Origin of the sequence: Frankia umida, from assembly GCF_023242945.1 — a bacterium.
GTDB classification, from domain to species: Bacteria; Actinomycetota; Actinomycetes; order Frankiales; family Frankiaceae; genus Frankia; species Frankia umida.
On sequence record NZ_JALKFT010000016.1, the window covers coordinates 1 to 24,729 of the forward strand.

Below are 24,729 nucleotides of genomic sequence, written 5' to 3' on the forward strand. Positions count from 1 at the left end.
CTGGTGGTGGGGGCTGGGGCGGTGGGGTTGGCGACGGTGCTGGCGTTGCGGGCGTTCAGTGAGGCCGGTGCGGTGGCGGTGGTGACCGGGGGTGGGGCGTTCGCGGCGGGGATGGCGGCCCGGTTCGGGGCGTCGTCGGTGGTGGGGCCGGCGGCGGCGGTGGCGGGGGTGCGTCGGGTGACGCGGGCGGTGCGGGTGGCGCCGCGCGGCGGCGAGGATTTTCTGCTGGGTGGGGTGGATGTGGCGTTTGAGGCGTCGGGGCGGGCGTCGGGGTTGTCGGTGGCGGTGCGCACGACCCGTCCGGGTGGTCGGGTGGTGCTGGTGGGGGTGCCGTCCGGTCGGGTGGATCTGGCTCCGGTGTGGGCGCGTGGTCTGACGCTGGTCGGTGCGGGCGGGGTGGGCGACAGGGATGTGGACACCGGCGATGCTGTCGGGGCGGGTGATGCCGCGGGCGGGGTGGCGGCGCGGGTGTGGGAGCTGGCCGGGGATCGGCGGTTGGATGCGGTGGTGGGGGTGGTGTATCCGCTGTCGCGTTGGCGGGAGGCGGTGGATCATGCGCTGCGGGCCCGGCGGACGGGTGTGGTGCGGGTCGCGTTCGATCCGGCGGTGGGCGGGTGACGGGCCGTCGGGGGGGTCTGGCAGGGTCGGGGGCTGGCAAGGTCGGTGGTGTCGGGGTCCGTGTGGAGGGTGACTTCATGCGGCGGACGGAAAAGGACGTGCGTCGGTGAGACCGGGGTTCGTGCTCGAGGTGGACGAGCGGACTCCTCCGCTGTTGGTGCACCAGGGCGACGGGGTGTTGTTGGAGCGTTTCCCGGTGGGGACGCGGGTGGTGTATCCACCGTTGCCGCGGCCGGGGGTCGACGCGGTGGGGGCCGCGGTGGACGCGGCGTTGGCGGCGCCGGTGGGCAGTGCGCCGTTGGTGTCGTTGCTGCGTCCGGGGCTGCGGCTGGTGCTGGTGGTCTCGGATGCGGGGGTGCCGGCGCCGCGGATGCGCGGGGTGGACGTGCGGGCGCGTCTGCTGGAGCGGGTGCTGTCGGTGGTGGCGGCGGCCGGCGTCGATGAGGTGCGGCTGGTGGTGGCCACCGGGTTGGGGCGGCGCCGGTCGGCGGCGGAGGTCGAGGCGCTGGTGGGTGAGCGGGTGTTCCGTTCGTTCTGGCCGCAGCGGCTGGCCTGTCATGACGCGTTCGACGAGGCGAACCTGGTGGAGGTGGGGGTCAGCGGCGCCGGGGAGGTGCTGCGGGTGGCCCGGCCGGTCGCCGAGGCGGATCTGCTGATCTCGGTGGAGGTGGTGCAGGACCCGGGTGTGGGGGGTCTGGCGGGTCTGGCGGCGGGGGTGGCGTCGTACGGGTCGTTGCGGGCGGCGCGCAGTGTGTCGGCGGCGATGCGGGATGCGGCCGGCTGGTTCTCCTCCCCCACCCCGGTCGACTCCCCCGGTGTGTCCGAGGCGGCCGCATCGTCCGGCTCCCCCGGCCCGTCCGGCTCGTCTGGGACGGTGGGTGTCTCCGGCTCCCCTGGCTTGTCGGAGGTGGCTGGTGTGGCCGGGGGTGGGTCGCGGGCGGTGCTGGGCCGGTTGGGTGGGGTGCTGGCGGGCGCGGTGCCGGTGTTCGCGGTGACGGCGACGGTGAACGCGGCGGTGGGTCCGGCGGCGGCGGGGTTCCTGACCGGACGTGAGTGGGAGTGGTCGCTGCCCGATCAGGTGATGGCGTTGGCCGCCGCGCGTGGGCTGGACCGTCTCGGGGGCTGGGCGCGACGCCGGGTGTGGCAGGAGACGGCCGCTGACTATGCGGTCACCTCGGTGGGGGCCGGGGATGTGCGGGCGGTCACCGAGGCGGCGTGGGCGCTGGTCGAGGGGGGCCAGCGGGTCGGTGTCGAGGGCCAGACGGATGTGCTGGTGGTGGGGTCGGCGCCGTTCGGGGTGCACCACGGTTCGGGTGCCGGGGACGCGGTGCTGGGCGCGCATGGGGCGCTCGCGGAGGTGCTGGGTCGGCACACGGGCCGGCCGGTGGTCCGCGAGCATGGTGCGATGATCGTCTACCATCCGATGGCGGCGCGGTTCTCGCAGGTGCATCAGCCGTCGTATGTGGATTTCTACGCCGAGGTGCTGGCGGAGTCGCACGAGCCGGCGACGATCGAGGCGAAGTTCGAACGTCAGTACGCCACCGATCCGTGGTACGAGTCGTTGTACCGGTCGTCGTTGGCGTTGCCCGGGGTGCATCCGTTCCACCGCTGGTATGAGACGGCGCCGGGGCGGGCGTATCTGGGTGAGGTCGTGGTGGTCGGGGGGGATCGGGTGGTGTGCGCGCGGTTGGGGTTGCGGGCCGCGTCGACGTTGGCGGACGCGTTGGAGATCGTGTCCGGGTCGGTCGGGCGGGATCCGTCGGTCACCTATCTGCACGCTCCGCCGCGGCTGGTCGCGGATGTCCGGTGAGGGCCGGGCGCAGGCGGGTGGACGGTGTGTGTCGGCGGGTCAAGATCGGCAGAGGCGGGGATGAGCGGTATGGGTAGGCCACGGCGGGGTGTGGGGCTGCGGGAGGCGGCGCGGGAGCTGCGGGCGGCCGGTGGCTGGCCGCGGCCCGTCGAGGCGCCGCCGTCGGTGATCGCCGCAGCCGCCTCCGACGCGGCGTCCGACGCCGCGTCGGACGCGGACTCCGGGTCGGAGGCGGACGCCGGGTCCGGTGTGGGGGCGTCGGCCGAGGCCGGGTCGGCGGGCTCGGGGGGTGTCGCCGGGCCGGTGCGGGTCGCGGGGCCGGGACGGTCGGCGGCGCGGGAGTTCCCGACGGGATGGGCGCGGTCGGGGGCGGCGCGGGTGACGCGGGGGGTGTTCCTGCGCGGGGTGATGAGCCCGCTGCTGCACACGACGTTGAGCGTCGACGGTTTCGGCGCGGACGTGTTCGACACCGTCGGCGACACCCCGGTGATCATCGTGTCGAATCACAGCAGTCATCTGGACGCCCCGATGCTGCTGTGCGCGCTGCCGCCGCGGGTGCGGTCCCGGACCGCGGTGACGGCGGCGGCCGACTACTTCTTCGGCAGTGTGTGGCGGGGGGCGTCGAGTGCGTTGGCGTTCGCGACGGTGCCGATCGACCGTAGCGGTGGGGTGCCCTCGACGATGCCGTTGGATCTGCTGCGTGACCGCTGGAACCTGGTGATCTTCCCGGAGGGGACGCGGTCGAAGGACGGGGCGCGCGGCCGGTTCCGGTTGGGCGCGGCGTATCTGGCGATCAACGCCGGGGTGCCGGTGGTACCGGTGGGGGTGCGGGGGGCGTATGCGGCGATGCCGCGGGGCCGGAGCTGGCCGGTGCCGGGTCGTCCGCAGGTGACGGTGCGTTTCGGTGCGCCGATGCGTCCGGTGGACGGGGAGGATGTGCGCACGTTCACGGCCCGGTTGGCCGCGGAGGTGGACCGTCTGTGCGCGGAGGACGCGACGACCTGGTGGGAGTCGACCCGCGCCGCCCTGGCCGAGGCCGCCCCGCCGGCCGCGGACACCTCCGCTGATGTCACGGGCACGGCCGGGGTCGCCGGCTCCCCCACGGTTCCCGTGTCTCGCCCCCCCGCCGAGCCCGCCGCCGAGCCGGGTGTGGTGGAGCCGGGTGTCGCGCAGGAGGATGTCGCGGTCGGCGTGGGAGCGCCACGCGCGTTGGGACGTCGCGGTGGCACCCGGCCGACCACGGGCAGCGCGGTGTCGGTCAACGCCCGGCTGCGCGGCGCCCCGGGCACACCCGGGGCGCGCTGGCGGCGGATCTGGGCGGCCACCGAACCCGTGCCGCGTCACACCTCCCGCTCCCCCTGGCGCCGCTGAGCGTCGCCTGCTCCGGTGCTACCGGGTCACGGCGCCCCCTGCCGGCCGGCGTCGGCGTCGCTGGTGGGAGCAAGGGTGCCGCTGGTCGGGTGGGCGGTCAGGGGTGTCGGCGGGGGCCGCGGGTGGGCGGGTCGGCGCCGGGGTGCAGGGCGGCGGTCCGCTCGCGGGTGATCTCGATGGCGGTTTCCAGGTGGTGGATGAGGAACCGCAGCTGGTCGGTGGTGTAGGTGGCGTGGAGCCGGTCGAAGGCGGCGCCGATGCCGAGGTAGACGTTGTCGCGGGCGGCCAGGCCGGCGAGGTCGACGGTGACGACGACCTTGCGTTTGTCGTGCGGGTCGCTCTGGCGGTGGGCGAGCTGCTGGGCGATCAGGCGGTTGATGACCCCGGTGACGGCGCCGGAGGTCACGGCAAGCTGGCTCATCAGGGAGCCGGCGGTCTGCGGTCCGTCGCGCAGCAGGATGCTCAGCGCTTTCATGTCGGTGACGCCGAGGCCGTAGGTGGCGGCGGCGCGCTGGTGGAACAGGGCGGTCTGGGTCGAGTCGATCTCGCCGAGCAGCCGCAGCCGTTCGATCAGGTCCTGCCGGAGCTCGGTGTCCGGGTCGTTGGTCACCGTTCCATGGTGACATCCAGATATCTTAGTGACTAAGATAAAAGGGTGGCTGGGAGTGTGGACGTCGCTGACAGTGTGGTGCGGGCCGCCGATGGCACGCCGCTGGGGTGTCGCAGCCTCGGGGCGGGCCCGGGGCTGGTCGTCGTGCACGGCGCGATGCAGGACGGCGGCAGTCAGGCGGATCTGGCCGGGCTGCTCGCCGCGGGGCACCGCGTCCATCTGGTCGACCGGCGCGGGCGTGGTGCCAGCGGCCCCTACCCGCGGGCGGCGGGGACCGCGGTGGAGGTGGACGATCTGCGTGCGGTGCTCGCCGCGACCGGTGCCCGGTGTGTGCTGGGGGTCAGTTCCGGTGCGATCATCGCCGCGCGCACGGCGCTGGCGCATCCGGGGATGATCGACCGTCTGGCCCTGTTCGAACCACCGCTGTCGGTGGACGCTTCGATGCGTCTTGATCTGGCGCCCCGGTTGGACGCGGCGGTCGCCGCGGGTGATCTCGCGACGATGATGGGGCTGAGTCTGAAGATCGCGCAGATGGGGCCGCCGTGGCTGTTCGGGCTGCCGGTCGGTGTGCTGGCGGCGCTTTCGCGTCCGATGCTGCGTTCCGCGCCGCGGCGGGCGCAGGCCGCGGCGCTGGCGGTGGACTTCGCCGTCGTGCGGGACAACGCCGACCGTCTCGCGGAGTTCGCCGCGATCAGCGGTTCGGTCCTGCTCGTGGACTGCGCCGCGACCCGGCCGTATCTGCGCACGGCGGTGGCGGGTCTGGCCGCGGTCATCCCCGGTGCGCGCCGGGTCACCCTCGCCGGCCACCGGCACGGGGTCACCCAGAACCGTGACGAACGTGGCCGTCCCGATGTGATCGCCCCGGCCCTGCTCGACTTCTTCGGTTAGCTCCCGCGCCGCGGGTGTCGCCGGTCTGGCCTCATCCGCTGCGGGGGGCCAGGCGGTGGAGGTCGGCGGTTTCGGCGTACACCTGCGGTTCGCCCGGGCGGCGCACGACCACGTGGCCGAGCAGCGCCATCCACCCGCCGGGGTGGAGCACCTTATGCGCACGCCGCCAGCCGATCGCCGGGTCGACCCAGTGCCAGAAGGTTCTTCCGCGGCCAGCTGCCCGTGGTTCAGACCGGGTCGGGGCGGCGCAGGTGGAGGCGCAGCAGGGCGGTGAGGGCGAGGGCTGCCAGGGCGATGACGGCCAGGCCGTATTCGCGGCTGGTCTGCTCGAGGTTGACGTGGGTGACCCGCCAGCCGGCGGCGACGGCGGGTACGCCGAGGGCGAGGTAGCACAGGACGTACACGGTGGCCAGGACACCGGCGCGTTCGTGGGGGGCGGCCAGGGGCAGCACGACGCGCAGGCTGCCCTGGACGCCGGCGCCGATGCCGGCGCCGGCGAGCACGGTGCCGGTGAACAGGGCGGTGGTGGACCCGGCGGCGACGGCGAGCAGGGTCAGGGCCACGCCGACGATGAGCCCGACGAGGCCGGTGAGCATCATCGTGGCGGCCGGGGCGGTGCGGGCGAGGACGACGGTGAGGGCCGCGGTGCCGGCCAGGGCGAGCACGGCGAGGCCGCCGAGCAGGATCGCGTGGCGGCTGGTGGCCTCGCCCGCGCCCGCGACGCGGCGGGCCAGGGCCGGGCCGAGGGAGAAGGAGAAGCCGGTCAGGGCCCAGGTGGCCACCAGGCAGGGCCCGGCGGCGGGTAGGACGCGGCGTACCGGGGCGGGCAGGCTCAGGTGCGGTCGCAGGCTGGCCAGCGCCCCGGGGACCCGGGGCGACGTTTCGGTCATGACCAGGACGCCGGCGGCCTGGGCTGCGACGACGGCGAGCAGAAGCAGGTAGACGAGCCGGGTGGGCGCGGGCAGCAGTGCGACGCACAGGGCCGAGCCGGTGGCGCCGAGCGCGGTCCCGGCGAAGGAACCGGCGGCGTTGAACAGGGCGCCGCGGGTGGGGTGCAGATCCAGCAGGGCGGCGCCGAGGGCGCCCATGGCCGTGCCGGTGGCCAGGCCCTGCCCGGCGCGGGCGGCCACGAGTGCCGCGACGCCGTCGGCGCGCACGAACACGGCCAGGGCGAGGATCTGCACGGCGCAGGCGGCGAGCAGCACGGGGCGGCGCCCGAGATGGTCGGACAGGCCGCCGGCGACGAGCAGGGAACCCAGGACGGCCAGGGCGTAGACGCCGAACACGACGGTCAGGGTGATCGGGGAGAACCCCCAGTGCGCCTGGTAGACGGCGTACAGGGGGGTGGGGACGACGGAGGAGGCGAGGAAGGAGGTGAGCATCGAGGCGGCCAGGGCGAAACTGGCCCCCGCCCCGAGCCGGCCGGCGAGCCTGCCGCCCGCCGGCCTCGAGGGCCCCGCCGACGTCGAGGGCCCCGGGGGCAGGCCGGTGCGGGAACCCGCGGGGGGCTGGGTGCCCGCCGGCACGTGCCCGGTGGCGTGGGTGTCGGGTGCGAGGGTGGGCAGTGTGGGGGGCACGGGCATCGGGGTCCCTTCCACCGGACGGCGGGCATCTGGCGGGGTGTGGGCCACCATCCGGCCCGTCACAGCCAACCCGTTAAAGCCACAAGTTTGCGTTAGTGGGGACGGTAGTCCACCCCACCCGTTAACGCAAAGATTTCGCGTGGGGCGGGGGGTTGTGCACTACGCTCGAGACGTGAGTCCCGAGGGTCCGCGTCCGGGTGGGCGTAGCGCGCGGGTGCAGGCCGCGGTGCACCAGGCGGTGCGGGGGTTGCAGGCCGAGCGTCCCCGCGGGGAGATCACCGTGCCGCGGGTGGCGGCGCGGGCGGGAGTGACACCGTCGACGGTGTACCGGCGCTGGGGGGATCTCACCGAGCTGCTGGCCGATGTCGCCGCCGAACGGCTGCGCCCGGATCGTCCCCCCGTCGACGCCGGGGGGTTGCGCGCGGATCTGCTGGCCTATGTCGGGGGGTATCTCGAGGAGGTGTCGTCGCCGACGGGCCGGGCGGTGCTGCGTGACGTGGTGGCCGCCTCGTCGGCGCCGGAGCTGCCGGCGGGCCGCTGTGACGCGTATGTCCGCGCGCAGCTGGGGATCATCGTCGAGCGGGCGCGGGGCCGGGGTGAGCGGGTGCCGCCGGTGGCGCGGATCGTCGAGACGGTGATGGCGCCGATCACCTACAGCGTGCTGTTCGCGTCCGCGCCGCTGGCCGCCGCCGATGTGCGGCGTCTGGTCGACACCGCCCTCGCTCCCACGGTGACCGCCGCCGGGTGACCGTGGCGGGCATCCCCCTGACGGCCCCGATGGTGTGATTCCGGCCACATGATGATCGACATGTGGATAAGGGTGTCGATGGGGCGGTGGGTAACGTGGCGTGCGCCTGTGGACGTCCTGTGGAGAAGGTCTGATCCTGCGTGGCGCCGGGAAGTCAAGGGGTGGCGGTGTGTATGCGCTGCGGTATCACTGGTGCATGGCCTCGCTGCACCTGTCCACCCGTCACCGTCGCCGTTCCACGCCGTCCCCCGTTGCCGCCTCCCCCGTCGCCGCCTCCGCGGTCTCCGACGCCGGTGTCCCTGCGATCGCCGCCGGCGCGGGCGCACCCCGTCCGGTGTCGTCGCGTCGGGTGGGCGCGCGTGCGGCCGCGTCCGGTGCGGGTTCGTCCGGCGGTGCGTCGCCGCGCAGGGGGGTGGTCCGCGGCGCGGGGACGGCGCTGCCGCCGAGTGTGGCGCGGGTGGCGGCGCGGACCCGGTTGTCCGTGGAGCTGCTCGCGGCGCTGCTGGAGGTCGAGTCGCGTACCCACGCCACGCTCGAGGACATCGAACGCGCCGACGCGCTCGCCGAACGTCTGCTGGTACGTCGCGGCGACCGGCTGCGTGCCTCCGCCGGTCTCACCCCCGCCGCGTGAGCATCCCACCCCGCGCCGAACGGGGGTCGGTGGGCCCAGCCGGGGTCGGTGGACGGGCTGCGTCTGCCGCATCTGCCGTGCCCTGCCCGGCTGGGCAGCCTGTCGTGGACGTCGGGTGGGGCCCCGTCAGCGGCCGTGACCATGAGATGCCGAGGGCTGGTCGGGGATGGGGACCTCGCCACGCCGAACAACCCTCGGCATGGCGCCTCACAACCCTCGGCGTGAGGCCCCGACCCGACACCTGCGCATCTTGGCCGCCCCCACGGGGTCTGCCCGGGTGTTCCTGCGCGGACGCGGATGCCGCTGGGGTGGACGGAAGGCGGCGGCAGGGGGCGGGGACGCGGCGTAGGGTGCCGGCCATGGTGGCGATGGAGGCGGGGCGGTGGCGGGCGTTCGTGTCGGCGGGGACGCGCACGGGCAAGCTCGCGACGGTGCGGGCGGACGGGCGTCCGCATGTGGCGCCGATCTGGTTCCTGCTCGACGGCGAGGACGTGGTGTTCAACACCGGGGCGTCCTCGGTGAAGGGCCGGTCGTTGGCACGCAGGGGGGTGGCGTCGCTGTGTGTGGATGACGAGGCGCCGCCGTTCGCGTTCGTGACCGTGGCGGGGACGGTGCGCCTGAGCGAGGATCTGGACGAGGTGCGGGTGTGGGCGACGCGGATCGCCGCCCGGTACATGGGTGCGGCGGCGGCGCCGGCCTACGGGGCGCGTAACGGGGTGCCCGGGGAGCTGCTGGTGCGGCTCACGCCCACCTCGATCGTCGCCGAGCAGGGCGTCGCCGACTGACCTGCGGCCGACCAGCCCAGGCCCGGTCGGCCAGGACCCGACCAGCCCGAACCCGACCAGCCCGAACCCGACCAGCCAGGACCTGGTCGGTCCGGAGCGGCGGGGTGGTCAGCCCAGGCCGGTGGGGCGGGGGGTGCCGGTCAGGGGTGGGGCGGAGATGAGCAGCAGGATCTCGTGGACGCGGCCGGCGAGCACCCGGGAGGGGCGCAGGTCGAGGATGGCGACCATCTCGTCGAGGGCGGCGCCGGTGGCGGCGGGGTCGTCGTGGACGAGGGTGGCGGCCAGGGAACCGAGCGCCCAGCCGCGTTCGAGGGTGTCGGGGGTGGTCAGGGCCACGGCGCGGCGGGCGGCGGAGCGGGCGCCGGGCACGCGCAGGCGCCACATCGCGTCGGCGACGACGCAGGCCTCGCGGGCCTCGTCGAACGGGGGCCAGCCGGGGGTGCGCAGCGCGGGGACGCTGGGGCGGTCGCGCAGCGCGAACAGGGCGGCTTCCAGGGCGGGTTCGTCGCCGGTGGCGGCGGCGATCTGGACCTGTTGGGCGGCGGCCCAGCCGTGCAGGGCGGGATGGCGCACGGCGGCGGCGCGGGCGGCGGCGGCGCGGGCGGCGTCCAGGCGGCCGTCGGCGAAGGCGACGAAGGCGTCGAGGCTGTGGGCGGTGCCGGCGAGCAGGCGGTCGTCGAGATGGTCGGCGTACTGGGCGGCCAGCGTGGCGAAACGGCGGGCGCTGGTGTCGTCGCCGGTGTCGGCGGCCAGGTAGCCCAGGCAGAAGGACAGGTAGCCGGCGGCGCGGGTGAGTTCGCAGTGCACGGCGGGGGAAAGCCGCCGGCCCAGGGCCGCGGTGACGCGGCGCCAGTCACCGATGACGGGGCCGAGCAGGTCGGTGTGGGAGGCGCTGAGCAGGGTGGTGGCGTAGCGGTAGAGCCGTTCGTCGATCTCGCTCAGCGCCAGCGGGTCGGGGTCGGCGTAGGCGATCTCCCGGGAGATCATGGCGGCGGCGCGGGCGGCGGCGGCCAGGCCGTACCGGTCGGGCAGGCCGAAGCCGCCTTCAGGTGTGGTGTGCGTGGGCGGACAGTCGGCGTCGCCGGTGTCGCCGTCGCAGTCGTCGGGGTTGGTGGCCGCGGCCGCCGTCCCTACGCCCTCGGCGCCCATGCCCCTGCTCCTGCCCGCGGCACCTCCACTGCCACCGCTGGCACCACTGCCGCTGCCGCGACCGGTGCCGCTGCTGGCACCGGCACCGGTGCCTGGCCGTTCGGCGGAGTCCATGCCCAGCCTCCCCTCGCGTTCCGGGTGGTGGAGTGCGATACGCGCCGCAGCGGGTGTCGACAAGGTGACGCTCGGCACGGTATCGCGTGCGCGGGGGGGTCTGTACAGGGCTTTGGTGAAAGCCGACTCGTCCCCACGGTATCCATCCGGGACATTGTTCCTCTTGCGGACAGCATGGGTGGGGGCCATGTCTCAAAGGGGACCCGTTCGGGGGTTGTCGCACCCCCGACTCTGTCATCTCCGACCTCCCGAAACCCGGCCCGTCCGCACGCCACACCCCCCGGACGGGCACCCATCGCACCACCTGCGGCACCCATGGTGACCGGTTCCGGCGCGCCCCGGTGTGCCACGGCTTCGCTCCGTCCACCATGGTGCCAGATTTGGGAATAATGTCCGATATTTGGGCGGGTGGGGTGGCGGGTCCTGTCATCCGCGGGCGTCGTGTCCATTCCCGGGCGCCGACGGAACGGATTGGCACTGTTTCCGGCATTGGTGCCATTGTCGGGTGCGCCATTGTCGCAATGCGGCGCGGGTCAGCCGTGGATTCAGAGTCGGGTGAGGATGCGGGGTCCGTCCGCGGTGATGGCGACGGTGTGCTCGACATGGGCGGCGCGACTGCCGTCGCGGGTGCGCAACGACCAGCCGTCGGGATCGGTGTGGAAGGTGTCGCGCCCGCCGGCGAGCAGCATCGGTTCGAGGGCGAGGACCAGGCCCTCACGCAGCCGCAGGCCACGGCCGGGACGGCCCTCGTTGGGCACCGGCGGGTCCTCGTGCATGTGCCGGCCGATGCCGTGCCCGCCGAAGCCCTCGAGGATGCCGTAGCCGCCGGCGCGGGCGACGGTGGCGATGGCGGCGCCGATGTCTCCCATGCGCCCCCCGGGCACGGCGGCGGCGATCCCGGCGTGCAGGGCCGCGGTGGTGGTGTCGATGAGGGCGGTGTCGTCGGGACGGGCCGCGCCGACGGTGAAGCTGATCGCCGCGTCGCCGGTCCAGCCGTCCAGGGTGGCGCCGCAGTCGACGCTGACCAGGTCCCCGGCGCGCAGCGGGGTGTCGCCGGGGATGCCGTGCACGATCACGTCGTTGACCGACACGCAGATGACCGCCGGGAACGGGCTGGGCGCGAACGGTGGCTGGTAGTGCAGGAACGGGGAGAGGGCTCCCGCCTCGCGGATCACCGCGTGGGCGGCGGCGTCCAGGTCGCGGGGGGTGACCCCGACCGCCGCGGCCGCCCGGGTGGCGGCCAGCGCCCGGGCCACCACCGCCCCGGCCGCCGCCATCGCCTCGATCGCCTGCGGTGTCTTCATCTCCACCATCGCGTCCCGCCCACCCATCCCGCGTCCTGTGCCCCGATGCCCGTCCAGCCGACCGTGCGGCGATAACTATACCGGTATTACTATCGGGGGTATGGTGCGGACGGCGTTGACCACAGCGGAGCGGGCCCGTGGCGAGCGGCTCGGCGCGTTGCTGCGCCGGGCGCGCGGTGAGCGCAGCATCGTGGCGGTGGCGGCCGGCGCCGGGGTGTCCGCCGAGACCCTGCGCAAGATCGAGACCGGGCGGATTCCGACCCCGGCGTTCTTCACCGTGGTCGCCCTGGCCACCACCCTCGGGGTGTCCCTGGACGTCCTGGTCGACGCGTGTGCCGTCGCGGCCGCCGAGGCGGAGTCGGCGTCGCAGCGGGACGCGCGGGTCCCCGGGGCGAGGGTCGGCGCGGCCTGAGCGCGGACGTCACCCGGAGACGATCCAGTCACCCGGAGACGATCAGTGGCCTGTCCGCGCCTCGGGGCCGGCCATGCGGTGGCCGGGGTGTGGTGATCAGATGTGCTGTGGGAGGGAAGCGTCGGGTAGCGCGTCGGCGAGTCTGGCGAGGGTGTCGACGGCGGCGTTCAGTGTGGGGGCCGGCACGCGGATCAGGACGCTGTCGGCGCCGGCGTCGAGGTGTTCGGTGAGCCGTCGGGCGAGGGCGGCCGGGTCGCCGTGGGCGAAACGGTCGTCGATGAGCCGGTCGCTGCCGCCGTGGGCGAAGTCGTCGTCGCCGTAGCCGAGACGTCGCAGGTTCCTGGTGTACGGCGAGGTGGGGCTGCCTGCGGCCAGGTGGCGCCGTGCCAGGGCACGGGCGGCGGTCGGGTCGGGTTCGTCGAGGATGACCTGTTCGGGCACGAGGAGCTTGTCCGGGCCGAGGATCTCGCGGGCGAGCGCGGTGTGGGCGACCGGTACGGAGAACGGGTGGGCGCCGTCGGCGTGGTCGCGGGCCAGGGCGAGCATCCGCGGGCCCAGGGCGGCGAGCAGGCGGGGAAACGGCGCGGCCAGCCCCCCGGCGGCGGCGTCGGTGTCGGCGGCCGCGGTCATGGCGTCGAGGTAGCGGCGCATCACCGCCACCGGCGACGCGTCCGAGGTGGCGCGGGCCGCCGGGACCTGCGGATCCTGCGGGTCGCCGGTGTTGGCCGTGATCCCCACGCCCAGGCCCAGCAGGAGCCGGCCGGGGAACGCCTCGGCGAGGGTGGCGGCGCCGGCCTGCATGGCAGCCGGGGTCCGGTTGCCCACCCGCGCGATCCCGGAGCCGACGAGCAGACGATCGGTGGCCGCCAACAGCAGGGCGAGGTGGGCGAAGATCTCCTTGGGGCCGTGGGCGCCCTCGCCGACCCAGACCGAGCCGAAACCGAGCGCTTCGATGCGGGCGACCTGCTCCCGCTCGAGCGCCGCGGGGGTGGCTCCCAGCACCGGGGCGGGCGCCAGCCACACGCCGAAGCGTCCCAGCCGTGCCCGGAACCCGTCTGTTGTCGTGGTCACCCGAACCTCCTACGGCGGCGCCGGAACGCCGACCAAAAAACGGAACAGCTTTCCGATTTGATCGGCTACCCTACGGAAACATGTTCCGTTTTGCAATGCCGAGGGGATGACCATGAGCGCGCCGCAGCGGGCCACCCCGGACGCCGCACCGGCGCGGGCTGATGTGCGACGCAACCGTCGCCGGCTGCTCGACGCGGCGCGCGCCGCGTTCACCGAGGGGGGCGTGGACGCGCCCCCCGCGGAGATCGCCCGTCGGGCCGGTGTCGGCGTCGGCACCCTGTACCGCCACTTCCCCGACCGGGCCAGCCTGGTCGACGCCGTGCTCGGCGACCGTTATGACACGCTGCGCGACGAGGCCGACCGTCTCCTCGACGCCTGCGCCGCCTCGGGGGCCTTCGCGGCGCTGACCACCTGGCTGGATCTGTTCGCCTGCCACCTGGCGCTGTTCCAGGGGATGGCGGACTCGCTGCGTCCCACCCTGCTCGAGCCTGCGGTGGACGCCGCCCGGGGATGCGACGCGATGCTCGCCGCCTGGGACCGCCTGTTCACCCGGGCCCAGCAGGCCGGCGCGATCCGCCGCGACGCCCGTCCCCGGGACATCCTGCGCGCGGTCAACGCCCTGCGCTGGGCCACCCAGGGCACCCCCACCGCCACGCAGGAGGCCGACCGTCTGCGCGCGCTGCTGCTCGACGGCCTTCGCTACCAGCACACCGACGGCATCCGGGCAGGTCGGTGATGTCGGCCGGTGCCGCTCGGTCGGTGGGCTGACCTGGATGTCGGCTACGCACATCCGGTGTTCGGGTGTCGGGCGATGGCGAGGGTGGCGCGGGGGCTGGTCTGTTTGCGCAGGACGAGACGTCCCGGGGACGGTGCGACGGTGTCGGCCCGGGTGGAGGTGGTGGGCAGGGCGAGTTGGCAGGCGGCTTCGGCCACGCTCGGGGTGCCCAGGGCCGCGGCGGCCGCGGCGCTGGGGTGGGTGACGTCCACGGTGGCCAGCAGTGCGGCGGGGTGGGCGATCAGCGGCCAGCCGTGATGGGCGGCCGCGCCGCGCAGGCCGGGTTCGCGGGCGCGGACGTCGACGGTGGCCAGGGCCCGCACGGACGCGGGGGACGCGCCCAGGGCGCGCAGGCCGTGGTCGATGAGGGCGAGGACCTCCCGCGTCTGCACCCCGGGCCGGGCGCCGATGCCCACCACGAGATCGCGTGCGCTGTGGTGGGGCGGCGGGTTCCCGGGTGGGGTCCTGGTCTGCGGGCCGCGCGGGGTGGGGCCGCCGGTGTACTCAGGCAGCTCAGGCGGCGTCGATGGCATCGGCGGGATGTCCGGTGTCGGCGGGATGGGCGGGGCGGGTCGCGTGGGCGGCCTCGAGCAGGCGGCGGGCGATGTCGGGCTGGCCGGCCCAGTGCAGGTGCAGGTAGGAGGCGTGGACCTGGCCGCGCACGAAGCCCTCGGCACGCCACCGGGTCGCCGTCTCCCCACCGCCGCCCCGGGCCGCGCCGCCACCGCGGGGCGCGGTGTCACCCCGGGGTGCGGTGGTGTCCCGGGCGGGTGGGAGAGGGTCGTCGGCGACGGGAAGCCACCAGGCGGCCCCGGTCGCCGTGCCGGGGGCGGGCAGGACGGTGCGGTGGAACTCGTGGGCGCCCAGCGGGGTGCCGGCGGGGGTCAGGGGGCTGGCGGTGGCGGCGATGGCGTGGCGGTAGCCGAGGGTGAGGCGGGGGCCCATGACGGCGGCGACGTCGAGCACCCCGCACATGGGGACGCCGTCCAGGGTGGTGGCGAGGTAGAGCAGGCCGGCGCATTCGGCGCTGATGGGACGTCCGGCGGCGGCGAACGCGGCGATCGCGGCGCGCAGCGGGAGGTTGGCGGCGAGGTCGGCGGTGTGTTCCTCGGGGAAACCGCCGCCGAGGATGAGCGCGTCGGTGCCGGCGGGCAGGCTCTCGTCGCGCAGCGGGTCGATGGTGACGACGTCGGCGCCGGCGGCGCGCAGCAGTTCGGCGTGTTCGGCGTAGCCGAAGGTGAACGCCGCCCCGCCGGCCATCGCGACCCGCACCGGCCGTCCTCCTGTGCGCGGCGACGGCGGCCGCGAAGCCGAAGCCTGGACCGGAGCCGGAGCCGGAGCCGGAGTCGGGGCTGGGATCGGGGAGGGCGAGGGTGCGGGGGTGGTGAGGGCTTCGGCGGGCTGCCAGGTGGGGGTGTGCAGGGGTGGGGCGGCGCGGGCGACGCGCAGCAGGGCGTCCAGGTCGCAGGTGGTGGCGACCAGGTGGGCGAGGCGGTCGACGGCGGCGACCGCGGCGGGGCGGCGTTCGGCGGCGGGGACCAGTCCCAGATGCCGGGACGGGGTGTGCACGGTGGTCTCGCGGGGCAGCGCGCCGAACACGGGCATGCCGATGTCGGCCAGCGCGTCGGTGAGCAGCCGGCGGTGGCGTGCGGAGCCGACCCGGTTGAGGATGACACCGGCCAGGTGCAGCCGCGGGTCGAACATCCGGAAGCCGGTGACCAGCGCCGCGATCGACCGGGACGCCCCGGAGGCGTCGACGACCAGGACGACGGGGGCGTCGAGCAGGCGGGCGACATGGGCGGTGGAGGCGTGGTCGGCCTGCTCGCCGGCGCGGGGTGTGGCGACCCCGTCGAACAGGCCCATCACGCCTTCGACGACGGCGATGTCGGTGCCGGCGGCGGCGTGGGCGAACAGGGGGGCGAGCCGCTGCGGTCCGCACAGGACGGCGTCGAGGTTACGTCCGGGTCGGCCGGTGGCCAGCGTGTGGTAGCTGGGGTCGATGTAGTCGGGGCCGACCTTGTGTGGGCTGACCCGCAGGCCGCGGGCGACCAGCGCGGCCATCAGTCCGGTGGCGACGGTGGTCTTGCCGGCGCCGGAGGTGGGTGCGGCCAGCACGAGCCGGGGCAGGTCGAGGCGGCGCGTCGGGCCGGTCACCATTCGATGCCTTTCTGGCCTTTCTGGCCGGCGTCCATGGGATGGCGGACCTTGGTCATCTCGGTGATGAGGTCGGCGGCGTCGAGCAGGGGGGTCGGGGCGGCCCGGCCGGTGATGACGACATGTTGGGCACCGGGGCGGGTGCGCAGGGTGTCGACGACCTCGTCGAGGTCGAGCCAGCCCCAGCGCAGCGGGTAGGTCATCTCGTCCAGGACGTAGAGCCGGTAGGTCTGCGCGGCCAGGTCGCGGCGGATCTGCGCCCAGCCTTCGGCGGCGGCCGCGGCCGGGTCACCGGCGGGGTCGACGCGGTTCTGGATCCAGCTCCATCCGGCGCCCATCCGATGCCAGGTGACGGTGCCGCCGGCGCCGGACTCCCCCAGTGTCTCGAGGGCCTTCTCCTCACCGATGCGCCATTTCGCCGACTTGACGAACTGGAAGACGCCGATCGGCCAGCCCTGCGCCCAGCCGCGCAACGCCAGACCGAACGCCGCGGTCGACTTTCCCTTGCCGTCGCCGGTGTGCACGATCAGCAGCGGCCGGCCGCGGCGCGCCCGGGTGGTCAGCCCGTCGTCCGGCACCGTGGACGGCACCCCCTGCGGACTCATCGGGACGGCTCCTTGATCTCGACGCGGACGGCCCGTGGGGCCGGCGGGGCTGGTGCGGCCAGCCGGGCGGCGGCTGCGGGTGCTGCCGGTCGGGTGGGTGGGGCGGGTGGGTGCAGCAGGGGTAGGGCGTCGAGCGGGATGGTCCGGGCGCCGAGGGCGTCGGCGAGACGGGCGGCCAGACCCAGCCGGATCATGCCGGTCTCGCAGTCGACGACGACACTGGCCAGCCCACCCGCGGCCGTCCCCCGCCCCCCACCGCCGCCGTGGGCGCCGGACGTTGCGGATGCGGCCAGGGCCGTGGGGGCGCTGCGGCGCAGGGCGCGGGCGACGGGCAGCGGGTCGCCGCCGGCGGTGGCCCGTCCGTCGGTGACGACGACGAGCAGGGCACGGCGGGACGGGTCGCGGCGCCGTTCGGCGGTGAGCACCTGCCCGGCGCGCAGCAGGCCGGCGGCCAGCGGCGTCCGTCCGCCGGTGGGCAGGGCGTGCAGGCGGGCGGCGCCGGCCTCCACACTGGAGGTGGGGGCGAGCACCACCTCGGCGCCGGCGCCGCGGAAGGTGATCAGACCGATGCGGTCGCGGCGCTGGTAGGCGTCGACGAGCAGGGCGAGTACCGCGGTGGTGACCAGGGTCATCCGGGCCCGTGCCGCCATCGACCCGGACGCGTCCACGCAGAACAGCACCAGGTTGCCTTCGCGGGCGACACGGTGCGCGCCGCGCCGGTCGGACGGCACCAGCCGCAACGCCCTCCCCCCACCCTGGCCGCCGCCCCGGGAGGCCTCCGGGAGGGCACCCGGGACACTGCCCGGGGTGACGTCCGGGGTGAGGTCCGGGGTGGACGGGGGGGTGCGGCGGCCGCGGGCGTGCTGGTGGGGGGCGGCGGCGAGCAGGGTGGCGGGCAGGTGCAGGCCGGGGGCGGTGGCACTGGTGGCGACGACCGCGCCGCGGGTGGTGCGCGCCGGGGAACGGCGTCCGCTGGCCGACGAGGTGGCGCCGAGTCCGCCGACGGTGAGCGTCCGCGGCCGAAACAGCGCTCCCGGTGCGGCGGCGGTCCCGGTCGCGGTGGCCCGTCCCGGCAGGCCCACACCGCCGTCCCCGCCGGTGCTGGTGGCGGCGCCGTGTCGGCCGCGCTGCCCGGGTGGGGCCAGGGTGGGCCCGGTGGGACGGGGCGGGAAAGCGGGGCGACCCGCACCCGGCGGGTGGGCGCCGGATGGTGCGGCGGCCCGCGGGTCGTCGGCCAGGGTGTCCACGGTCGGGGCGTCGGCATCCGCGCCGGCAGCGGCCAGCTCGGGATCACCAGGCTGCGCGCTGTCACCGGGCCGGGCGGCGTCCCGGGCGGTGTCGAGGTCGTGGTCGTCCGGGGTGAGAAGATCACCGTCCGGGTCGAGATCGTAGGGATTGTCCAGGTCGTAGGGGGTGGTGGCCCGCGGGTCGCCGGTGTCCGGGTCGCCGGTGTCGGTCATCCCGCCCGGTTCCGCGGAACCGTCTCCCGGACCCTGACCGGACCCGCCGGGTCCCCCAGACCCGCCAGATCCACCAGGACCGTCGGGACCGTCCTCATCGTGATCGCCGTCGTCGTTCCCGCCGGGGCCCTCCGACCCATCAGGATCCTCGGGGCTGTTCCCGGTGTCGGGGTGGCGGGCGGTGGCGGCGTTCGAGGACGCGCCGGCCTGGCGGCGGGCCTCGGCCTGCTCACGGGCGGCGGTTTCGGCGGCCACGGCGTCATCGAGGCCGGCCAGGGCGTCGGCGAGGACCGCGGCGAGGGTGGCGTCGTCGAGGTCGGGGGCGTCGAACGGGCCGCGGCGGCGCCGATGCGGCAGGGCGAGGCGGGCGCCGGTGCGCAGGTCCGCGGCGCGCACGGTGTCGCGTCCCGACCAGGCGGCGAGCGCCAGCGCGGTGCGGGCCAGCACGACGTCGGCGCGCATCCCGTCGACGTCGAGGCCGGCGCAGATCGCGGCGATCGCGTCCAACGCGGCGTCGGTGAGGGTCACCGCCGGCAGCCGCACGGTGGCGGCGGCCACCCGGGCGGCGAGGCGGGCCTGCGCGGGCGCCCAGGCGGCGACGAACCCGGCCGGGTCGGCGTCGTAGGCCAGGCGGCGACGGACCACCTTGGCGCGCAGCCGCGGGTCACGGCTGGCGGCGACGGTGACGGTGAGCGCGAACCGGTCGAGCAGCTGCGGGCGCAGCTCACCCTCCTCGGGGTTCATCGTCCCGACCAGCACGAACCGCGCCGGATGCCGGGCGGACACCCCGTCGCGTTCGACGTGGGCGACACCGGTCGCGGCCGCGTCCAACAGGACGTCGACGAGATGGTCGCCGAGCAGGTTCACCTCGTCGACGTAGAGGATGCCGCGGTGGGCCGCGGCCAGCAGCCCCGGACGCAGCACACTCACCCCGTCGGCGAGCGCCCGGTCCAGGTCGAGGCTGCCGGTGACCCGGTCCTCGGACGCGCCGACCGGCAGCTCCACCAGCCGCACCGGCCGCACCACCGACACGGCCACCGGCGAGGTGGACGCGGACGAGGTGGACGTGGGGTCCGCGCCGGGTGGGGAGGCGGGCGGATGCGGTCCGTCCGGGCAGCGCGGGTCGGGGGCGGCCGGGGCGCAGGCGAACCGGCAGCCGCGGACCACCTCGACCGGGGCGAGCAGGTCGGCAAGCCCGCGGACCGCGGTCGACTTGGCCGTGCCCTTCTCCCCGCGCACCAGCAGCCCGCCGAGTGCCGGGCTGACCGCGTTGAGCAGCAACGCGAGCCGCAGATCGTCCATCCCGACGACCGCCGCCAGCGGGAACCCGCCGACCCGGTCCGCGGCGAACGGATCGGCCCGACCCGCCGGCGAGGTGGTGACACTCGACGGTTGCGCGCAACCAGACGGGAGGGCCGTGGCCGGTTCCGCGGAACCGGGTGCTGCTGTGGAACCGGGTGGTGCTGTGGAACCGGATGGTGCTGTGGGTGGTGCTGGCATGCCGCTGGTCCTCCCCAGGTCCTCGCCCGTGGTCGTCCATCGCGACGGCCGGAGTATCCTGGCTCCCGGATCCCGCGCGCCGCCGTCGGCCTTCCAACCGCGCTGGCGGTCGTGACCTGCCCCTGTGGCTGTAGGGCACGTGGAGGGCGGCGCTTTCCGGTGACAGTGGCGGGACCGCGCCGGATTCGCACCGGCTTCCTCCGCTAGCTGTCGCGTCCGCCAGCATGTCACATCCGCCAGGCCGCGGTGGCGTCGTCGTCCAGGCCCCACCTGCCGGCCCGACCCGCCGACGTGCCGCGCTCCCGGTGGGACGAGGCGAAGGAGACCCCCCGTGTCCACCCCCCGACCGGACGGCCCACCCCCCGCACCCGCCTGCACCGACCCGGAGGCGACGGGGACGGCGGGGACGGCCACGGGGTCCGTCCCGGCCGCCGGCCGGGCCACGGCGGTCACGCTCACCCTGGTGGACGTGGCGCGGGTACGGGCCGGGCTGCGCGCCGACTGCGCCCGATGCGCGGGATTGTGCTGTGTGATGCCCGGGTTCACCGCGTCCGCGGACTTCCCGATCAGCAAACCCCCCGGTGTCGCCTGCCGGCATCTGGACGGCGAGCATCGCTGCGGCATCCACACCGAGCTGACCGGACGCGGTTTCGCCGGCTGCGTCGCCTTCGACTGTCTCGGCGCCGGCCAGCAGACCACCCAGGTCACCTTCGCCGGCCGTTCCTGGCGGACCCATCCCGGCGACGCGCCGGCGATGTTCGCCGTGTTCGGGGTCCTGCGGGTCCTACACGAGTCGCTTCACCACCTGGGCGCCGCCCTGAGCGCCCTCGACCCGTCGGGTTCGGACACCGCGGCGCTGGCCGCCCGCCTGCGGGAACTGTTCACCGCCACCCTCACCCTGACCACCACCACGGACGCGGACCGGCTGCGCGCCGTCGACCTCGACCTCCACCGCCGCACCGTCCATCTCGCTCTCACCGAGGCCAGCGCCGTCCTGCGCGGCCCGGCCGCCCCGTCCACCGGCCGGGCCGGCCCGAACGACGCCGGCACCCGCGGGGCCGGCGGGCGCGGGGTCCGCGACGGGGATCTGATCGGCGCCCGGCTGGCCGGCGCGGACCTGCGCGGCGTGGTCCTCACCGGACGTCTGCTGCTCGGCGCCGACCTGCACGGCGCGGACCTGCGCGGCGCCGATCTGCGCGGCGCCGACCTGCGCGGGGCGGATCTGCGCGGCGCGGACCTGCGCGGGGCGTGGTTCCTCACCCCGATGCAGCTCGCCGCCGCCCGCGGCGACGCCACCACCCGCCTGCCCACCGGTCTCGACCACCCCACCCACTGGCCCACCACGGCCAGGGCGGACACCACGAGCACCGGCAGCACGCCAGCTCCGTCGGCCACGCCACGGGGACGGGGACGCGGCCGACCAGCAGGTGACCGCCGCCGCGGCCGGCGCACCCCGCGCTGACCAACCACAGCCGCTGACCGACCGCAGCGAGGACGCCGTGCATGTCCGCTGATCAGCCCGTGTACCTCGCCGGCTACGACCCGGCCTGGCCCGCCCGGTTCGCCGAACAACACGACCGGCTCGCGGTCATCCTCGCGCCGTGGCTGGCAGCGCAGATCACCCACATCGGGTCGACGGCGGTCGTCGGCCTGCCCGCCAAGCCCGTCATCGATGTTCTCGCTCCCGTGCGTTCCCTCGACGCGGCGCGCGGCGGCGCTGTGCCGGCGCTGGAGGCGGCGGGCTGGCTGTTCTGGCCGCAGGATCCGTGCGGCCACTACCGGCTGTGGTTCCTGCGCCCCCGCCCCGAGGCCCGCACCCACCATCTCCACGTGATCGAACACGGCGACTCCCACGCCGAAGCCCTGCTGGCCTTCCGCGACGCCCTGCGTGCCGACCCGGCTCTCGCCCGTGACTACGCGGCGCTCAAGAGCCGGCTCGCCCGCGAGCATCCGACCAACCGCAACGCCTACACCAACGCCAAGGGCGCCTTCGTCGACGAGGTCCTACGCCACGCCGGCCTTTCACCCCCACCCCGCGTCCCGCTGCCCGAATAGACGAGGGTCACGGACGAACCGAGCACGATGGACCGGTTGGCCAACGCCCCGGCCTGTCGAGAAGGCCCTGCGTCGAGAAGGCCCTGCGCGGCGCCGGCATCGCACTCTCCGGTTGAGAAGTGTGCGGTGTGGCGCACGACCGCGCCGCGGACGGGACCTTCCTGACCGTGGCTGCCGCGCCCAGCCGGCTCGGCTGGTCAGCGGACGGGTTCGTGCGTCTTCATCGAGGGTCAGAGCAGGCCGGCGTCGTGGACGAGCAGGGCGAGCTGGGTGCGGTTGGTCAGGTGCAGGTGGGTGAGGATGCGGGTGATGTGCGCTTTGACGGTGGCGGTCGACAGGTGCAGCCGGGTGCCGATCTCGGCGTTGGTGTGGCCGTGGCCGACGCCGAGGGCGACGTCGTGTTCGCGGGGGGTGAGGCCGGCCAGGGCGGTGCGGGCGCGGATGTGGGTGTCGGCTTCGGTGGTGGTGCGTGCGAGCAGGCGGCGGGTGATCTGGGGGGCGAGGATGGGTTCGCCGGCGGCGACGCGCAGCACCGCCTCGACGATGCGGGTGGGCGGGGCGTCCTTGAGCAGGAAACCGCCGGCGCCGGCGCGCAGGGCGGCGAGGACGTTGTCGTCGGTGTCGAAGGTGGTCAGCACGATCACCTCCGGCGGGTGGGGGCGGGCGCGTAGCCGGCGGGTGGCGCTCAGCCCGTCGAGTCGGGGCATGCGCAGGTCCATGAGGACGACGTGCGGTGTGTGGGTGTCGACGGCGGTCAGGGCCTGCGCGCCGTCGCCGGCCTGCCCGACCACGGAGATCTCCTGCTGCTCGCCGTCGGGTGTTCCGCTGCCGCGGGCGCCGTCGAGCATCAGGGTCAGGCCCGCGCGTACGAGCGGGTCGTCGTCGACGAGCAGTACCCGTACCCGCGGGCGCACCCACCCGGCCGGTGCCGGTGTGGTGGAGGCCTGCGCGTCGGGCGGTTCGGGATGTGTCATCGGGGCCAGGGCAGCTGGGCGTGCAGGTGGAACGTTCCGTCGACGTGCTGGTGGTCGAGTTGGCCGCCGGCCAGGCGGACCCGTTCGGTGAGCCCGACCAGCCCCATCCCGGAGCCCGCTGACACCGGTGACGCTGTCTGGGGCGGGGTGGTCGTCGACGCGGGCGCTACCGGTGCTGTCGGCGTCGGGGGCGCGTCGGGGGTGGCGGGCAGCGGGTTGACGAGGTCGAGGGTCAGGCCGCGACCGGGGCCGCCGCGGACGGTGAGGTGGACGGGCTGGCCGGGGGCGTGCCGGTGGGCGTTGGTCAGGGCCTCCTGTACCACCCGGTAGGCGGCCCGCCCCACCGCGGGCGCCAGGGTGTCGATCTCGGGGAGGCGCCCGGTGGCACGGTCGCGGTCGTCTGCGCGGCGGCCGTCGGGGTCGGCGACGGGTTCGGTCTGGGCGCCACGGTCGTCCTGTTCGCAGGCGGCGGGGCAGGCGGCTGGAGGGGCGGGCAGGTCACAGGTGTGGCGGATGGGGGTGCCGGCGGCGCGGACCCGGGCGAGCAGCTGCGGGAGGTCGGTGAGGGTGGGTGGGGGCCCCGCGGTGTGCTCGTCGTCGTCGCGGAGGACGGCGATGACGTCGCGCAGCTCGTCGAGGGCGCCGGCCACCTGCTCGCGGATCACGCCGGCGGCCTGCGCCAGGGCCTGCGGTGGCGCGTCCGGCCGGTACTGCAGTGCCCCGGCGTAGGTGGCGAGCAGGGACAGCCGGTGGGCGAGCACGTCATGCATCTCCCGGGCCAGCCGGGTGCGTTCGCCGGCGCGGGCCGCCGCGACGCGACGGGCCCCGTCGGCTTCGGCGCGCCGCGCTCGTTCTTCCAGCGAGGCGAGCAGCGCCGCCCGGGCGCGGGCGAGCCTGCCCCAGCCCAGCAGGCCGGCGTGGGCGACGACGACCAGTGCCAGCAGCCAACCAAGCGGGAGCCCCTCCGGCGGTCGCAGCACCCCGCGGGTGACGTGCGCGCCGATGCCGGCCGTGGCGACGGCGAGTGCCACCGGCAGCCGGCGACGGGCCGCGACATGCAGGACCGCCAGGGTCGCCGGCACGGTGGCCGTCGAGGAGAACGCGGCCAGGGCCGCGAGTAGCAGCGCCGTGGGCACCGGGGCGCGGATCAGCGCCGCCAGCAGCGCCCAGCCGACCAGCCCGGCCGCGATGTCCGCTGCCGCCCAGCCGCTGTGCGGATGGTCGGCGATCTGAGCCCACACGGTGAGGCCGACCGGTGCGGCGCACACGACCAGTGTGATCACGGTTGCCGTGGTCCGCGCCTGACAGCGGGCCTGCCGATCCTGCGATGTCTGGCTGTCGCTGCGGCCGTCCGCGGTGCTCGGGGTGCGCAGGTCCAGGCGGCTCAGCCCGCTGAGGCCGCCGGCGACGACGGCCAGGCCCACCGGCCGCAGGCGCTGCGCTGGATGCATGAGCCGAAGGGTACGGGCCTCTCGCGTGCCTGCCCACCGACCAAAGTCGATGCGCTCTGGCCGGTCGGCTGATGTGCGCGGGGCCGCGGGTCGGAGATGGTTCTGCCGTGCAGACATCACCCGGGTTCCGCCCGCTCCGTGTCCCCTTCGCCCGGCGCGCACCGCGGGCCTGTCACCGTCGCGGTGGGCAGCGCCCGCACAGGCATGCCGGCCCTGGCGCGGCCGGGGTCTGGGGCGGGGTCGGGGTGCGGCGGGGGCGGGTGGTGCTGGGGGCGGTCGGGGTGGCCGTGGTCGGCTGGGTGGTGGCGGTGCCGCTGGCGGGGGTGTCCCTGCGGGTTCGTGCCGGTGGTGGCGGTGGCGAGCCGGCGGTGGTGCACGGTGTGGGGTTCGCCATGGTCGTCGTCGCCGCGGTGCTCGCCGGGGTTGCCGCCGCGGTGCTGCTGGCCGTGCTCGAACGGCGCACCCGGCGGGCTGGGCGCTGGTGGGTGAACATCGCCGGTGCCACGCTCGCGAGTTCCTTCGCCGGGCCGCTGCGGGCGGCGGATGTCGCCACCGGGATGGCTCTGGCCGGGCTGCACCTGCTGGTCGGTGTGACACTGCTCGTCGGGTTCGCCCGCACGATCCGCTGTTCGCCGCCCGCCGACGGATGCTGACCGTCCCT

At 75.5% G+C, this 24,729-nt stretch carries 23 protein-coding genes and 1 riboswitch; of the genes, 12 read left to right on the forward strand and 11 right to left on the reverse strand.

The annotated features are described in order from the left end of the window. From MXD59_RS16095 to MXD59_RS16105, 3 genes are all read left to right on the forward strand, one after another. A partial coding sequence (locus MXD59_RS16095) for a zinc-binding dehydrogenase (RefSeq protein WP_248825541.1) occupies window positions 1-618 on the forward strand: 618 nt, incomplete at its 5' end. A 106-nt stretch (window positions 619-724) separates the two neighbouring features. Then, the gene (locus tag MXD59_RS16100) at window positions 725-2,428 is read left to right on the forward strand and encodes a lactate racemase domain-containing protein (protein WP_248825542.1); all 1,704 of its coding nucleotides are present in this window, start codon (window positions 725-727) and stop codon (window positions 2,426-2,428) included. Window positions 2,429-2,497: 69 nt separating this feature from the next. Then, the gene (locus MXD59_RS16105) at window positions 2,498-3,799 is read left to right on the forward strand and encodes a lysophospholipid acyltransferase family protein (RefSeq protein ID WP_248825543.1); all 1,302 of its coding nucleotides are present in this window, start codon (window positions 2,498-2,500) and stop codon (window positions 3,797-3,799) included. A gap of 97 nt (window positions 3,800-3,896) precedes the next feature. Here the strand turns inward: MXD59_RS16105 and MXD59_RS16110 are convergent, their stop codons facing one another. Beyond that, entirely contained in the window at window positions 3,897-4,409 is a 513-nt protein-coding gene (locus MXD59_RS16110) for a MarR family winged helix-turn-helix transcriptional regulator (protein WP_248825544.1), read from the reverse strand. 45 nt (window positions 4,410-4,454) lie between these two features. Here MXD59_RS16110 and MXD59_RS16115 point away from each other — a divergent pair, with 45 nt between their 5' ends. Beyond that, window positions 4,455-5,297, forward strand: a complete 843-nt coding sequence (locus tag MXD59_RS16115; RefSeq protein ID WP_248825545.1) for an alpha/beta fold hydrolase — start codon at window positions 4,455-4,457, stop codon at window positions 5,295-5,297. Window positions 5,298-5,524: 227 nt separating this feature from the next. Here MXD59_RS16115 and MXD59_RS16120 read toward each other — a convergent pair whose 3' ends face one another. Beyond that, window positions 5,525-6,880: an MFS transporter gene (locus tag MXD59_RS16120; protein WP_248825546.1), complete on the reverse strand. Its 1,356-nt coding sequence runs from the start codon at window positions 6,878-6,880 to the stop codon at window positions 5,525-5,527. A gap of 172 nt (window positions 6,881-7,052) precedes the next feature. On the opposite strand from MXD59_RS16120, the gene MXD59_RS16125 reads away from it, so the two are divergent. From MXD59_RS16125 to MXD59_RS16135, 3 genes are all read left to right on the forward strand, one after another. After that, entirely contained in the window at window positions 7,053-7,628 is a 576-nt protein-coding gene (locus MXD59_RS16125; protein WP_163550583.1) for a TetR/AcrR family transcriptional regulator, read from the forward strand. Window positions 7,629-7,797: 169 nt separating this feature from the next. Continuing rightward, window positions 7,798-8,259: a hypothetical protein gene (locus MXD59_RS16130; protein WP_248825547.1), complete on the forward strand. Its 462-nt coding sequence runs from the start codon at window positions 7,798-7,800 to the stop codon at window positions 8,257-8,259. Window positions 8,260-8,618: 359 nt separating this feature from the next. After that, on the forward strand, window positions 8,619-9,044 hold the full coding sequence (locus MXD59_RS16135; protein WP_248825548.1) for a PPOX class F420-dependent oxidoreductase: 426 nt from the start codon (window positions 8,619-8,621) through the stop codon (window positions 9,042-9,044). A 108-nt stretch (window positions 9,045-9,152) separates the two neighbouring features. On the opposite strand, the gene MXD59_RS16140 is transcribed toward MXD59_RS16135, so the two are convergent. Both MXD59_RS16140 and map read right to left on the reverse strand, forming a co-directional pair. Further along, complete coding sequence (locus MXD59_RS16140; RefSeq protein WP_248825549.1) at window positions 9,153-10,307, reverse strand: hypothetical protein; 1,155 nt, start codon at window positions 10,305-10,307, stop codon at window positions 9,153-9,155. Between the two features lie 545 nt (window positions 10,308-10,852). Next, window positions 10,853-11,611, reverse strand: coding sequence for a type I methionyl aminopeptidase (map, locus tag MXD59_RS16145; protein WP_248825550.1), 759 nt, complete (start codon window positions 11,609-11,611; stop codon window positions 10,853-10,855). A gap of 100 nt (window positions 11,612-11,711) precedes the next feature. On the opposite strand from map, the gene MXD59_RS16150 reads away from it, so the two are divergent. After that, window positions 11,712-12,023, forward strand: a complete 312-nt coding sequence (locus tag MXD59_RS16150) for a helix-turn-helix domain-containing protein (protein WP_248825551.1) — start codon at window positions 11,712-11,714, stop codon at window positions 12,021-12,023. Window positions 12,024-12,119: 96 nt separating this feature from the next. On the opposite strand, the gene MXD59_RS16155 is transcribed toward MXD59_RS16150, so the two are convergent. Then, a complete protein-coding gene (locus tag MXD59_RS16155; protein ID WP_248825552.1) occupies window positions 12,120-13,094 on the reverse strand; it encodes a TIGR03620 family F420-dependent LLM class oxidoreductase in 975 nt (324 codons plus the stop codon). Window positions 13,095-13,206: 112 nt separating this feature from the next. Between MXD59_RS16155 and MXD59_RS16160 the strand changes: the two genes are divergently transcribed. Next, window positions 13,207-13,830 (forward strand): TetR/AcrR family transcriptional regulator, encoded by a 624-nt coding sequence (locus MXD59_RS16160; RefSeq protein ID WP_248825553.1) that lies wholly within the window; start codon window positions 13,207-13,209, stop codon window positions 13,828-13,830. A 44-nt stretch (window positions 13,831-13,874) separates the two neighbouring features. Here the strand turns inward: MXD59_RS16160 and MXD59_RS16165 are convergent, their stop codons facing one another. The 4 genes from MXD59_RS16165 to MXD59_RS16180 are packed head-to-tail and all read right to left on the reverse strand — an operon-like array spanning window position 13,875 to window position 19,390. Continuing rightward, window positions 13,875-14,402 carry a cobalamin biosynthesis protein gene (locus MXD59_RS16165; RefSeq protein WP_248825554.1) on the reverse strand — a complete coding sequence of 176 codons (528 nt, stop codon included), beginning with the start codon at window positions 14,400-14,402 and terminating at the stop codon, window positions 13,875-13,877. Beyond that, window positions 14,383-16,026, reverse strand: a complete 1,644-nt coding sequence (locus MXD59_RS16170) for a cobyrinic acid a,c-diamide synthase CobB (protein WP_248825555.1) — start codon at window positions 16,024-16,026, stop codon at window positions 14,383-14,385. The genes MXD59_RS16165 and MXD59_RS16170 overlap by 20 nt, the downstream gene beginning before the upstream one ends. Next, entirely contained in the window at window positions 16,020-16,628 is a 609-nt protein-coding gene (gene cobO, locus MXD59_RS16175) for a cob(I)yrinic acid a,c-diamide adenosyltransferase (RefSeq protein ID WP_163550841.1), read from the reverse strand. Before cobO ends, MXD59_RS16170 begins: the two co-directional genes overlap by 7 nt. Further along, window positions 16,625-19,390, reverse strand: coding sequence for a VWA domain-containing protein (locus MXD59_RS16180; protein WP_248825637.1), 2,766 nt, complete (start codon window positions 19,388-19,390; stop codon window positions 16,625-16,627). Before MXD59_RS16180 ends, cobO begins: the two co-directional genes overlap by 4 nt. A 250-nt stretch (window positions 19,391-19,640) precedes the next feature. After that, window positions 19,641-19,788: riboswitch (cobalamin riboswitch) on the reverse strand. 131 nt (window positions 19,789-19,919) lie between these two features. On the opposite strand from MXD59_RS16180, the gene MXD59_RS16185 reads away from it, so the two are divergent. Next, the gene (locus tag MXD59_RS16185) at window positions 19,920-21,050 is read left to right on the forward strand and encodes a pentapeptide repeat-containing protein (protein WP_248825556.1); all 1,131 of its coding nucleotides are present in this window, start codon (window positions 19,920-19,922) and stop codon (window positions 21,048-21,050) included. A gap of 41 nt (window positions 21,051-21,091) precedes the next feature. Beyond that, a complete protein-coding gene (locus tag MXD59_RS16190; RefSeq protein ID WP_248825557.1) occupies window positions 21,092-21,643 on the forward strand; it encodes a GrpB family protein in 552 nt (183 codons plus the stop codon). A gap of 230 nt (window positions 21,644-21,873) precedes the next feature. Here MXD59_RS16190 and MXD59_RS16195 read toward each other — a convergent pair whose 3' ends face one another. Further along, a complete protein-coding gene (locus tag MXD59_RS16195; protein WP_248825558.1) occupies window positions 21,874-22,617 on the reverse strand; it encodes a response regulator in 744 nt (247 codons plus the stop codon). Continuing rightward, on the reverse strand, window positions 22,614-24,068 hold the full coding sequence (locus tag MXD59_RS16200; RefSeq protein ID WP_248825559.1) for a sensor histidine kinase: 1,455 nt from the start codon (window positions 24,066-24,068) through the stop codon (window positions 22,614-22,616). The genes MXD59_RS16195 and MXD59_RS16200 overlap by 4 nt, the downstream gene beginning before the upstream one ends. A gap of 107 nt (window positions 24,069-24,175) precedes the next feature. On the opposite strand from MXD59_RS16200, the gene MXD59_RS16205 reads away from it, so the two are divergent. Beyond that, the gene (locus MXD59_RS16205; protein WP_248825560.1) at window positions 24,176-24,721 is read left to right on the forward strand and encodes a DUF6069 family protein; all 546 of its coding nucleotides are present in this window, start codon (window positions 24,176-24,178) and stop codon (window positions 24,719-24,721) included. The last annotated feature ends 8 nt before the right edge of the window (window positions 24,722-24,729 follow it).

What these genes read in the sequence shown, in the direction of transcription:
- MXD59_RS16105 (WP_248825543.1), top strand. Translation starts at nt 2,498, where the DNA reads ATGGGTAGGCCACGGCGGGGTGTGGGGCTGCGGGAGGCGGCGCGGGAG.
- MXD59_RS16120 (WP_248825546.1), bottom strand. Translation starts at nt 6,880, where the DNA reads ATGCCCGTGCCCCCCACACTGCCCACCCTCGCACCCGACACCCACGCC.
- MXD59_RS16135 (WP_248825548.1), top strand. Translation starts at nt 8,619, where the DNA reads ATGGTGGCGATGGAGGCGGGGCGGTGGCGGGCGTTCGTGTCGGCGGGG.
- MXD59_RS16140 (WP_248825549.1), bottom strand. Translation starts at nt 10,307, where the DNA reads ATGGACTCCGCCGAACGGCCAGGCACCGGTGCCGGTGCCAGCAGCGGC.
- map (WP_248825550.1), bottom strand. Translation starts at nt 11,611, where the DNA reads ATGAAGACACCGCAGGCGATCGAGGCGATGGCGGCGGCCGGGGCGGTG.
- MXD59_RS16150 (WP_248825551.1), top strand. Translation starts at nt 11,712, where the DNA reads ATGGTGCGGACGGCGTTGACCACAGCGGAGCGGGCCCGTGGCGAGCGG.
- MXD59_RS16160 (WP_248825553.1), top strand. Translation starts at nt 13,207, where the DNA reads ATGAGCGCGCCGCAGCGGGCCACCCCGGACGCCGCACCGGCGCGGGCT.
- MXD59_RS16165 (WP_248825554.1), bottom strand. Translation starts at nt 14,402, where the DNA reads ATGCCATCGACGCCGCCTGAGCTGCCTGAGTACACCGGCGGCCCCACC.
- MXD59_RS16170 (WP_248825555.1), bottom strand. Translation starts at nt 16,026, where the DNA reads ATGGTGACCGGCCCGACGCGCCGCCTCGACCTGCCCCGGCTCGTGCTG.
- cobO (WP_163550841.1), bottom strand. Translation starts at nt 16,628, where the DNA reads ATGAGTCCGCAGGGGGTGCCGTCCACGGTGCCGGACGACGGGCTGACC.
- MXD59_RS16180 (WP_248825637.1), bottom strand. Translation starts at nt 19,390, where the DNA reads ATGGACGATCTGCGGCTCGCGTTGCTGCTCAACGCGGTCAGCCCGGCA.
- MXD59_RS16190 (WP_248825557.1), top strand. Translation starts at nt 21,092, where the DNA reads ATGTCCGCTGATCAGCCCGTGTACCTCGCCGGCTACGACCCGGCCTGG.
- MXD59_RS16195 (WP_248825558.1), bottom strand. Translation starts at nt 22,617, where the DNA reads ATGACACATCCCGAACCGCCCGACGCGCAGGCCTCCACCACACCGGCA.
- MXD59_RS16200 (WP_248825559.1), bottom strand. Translation starts at nt 24,068, where the DNA reads ATGCATCCAGCGCAGCGCCTGCGGCCGGTGGGCCTGGCCGTCGTCGCC.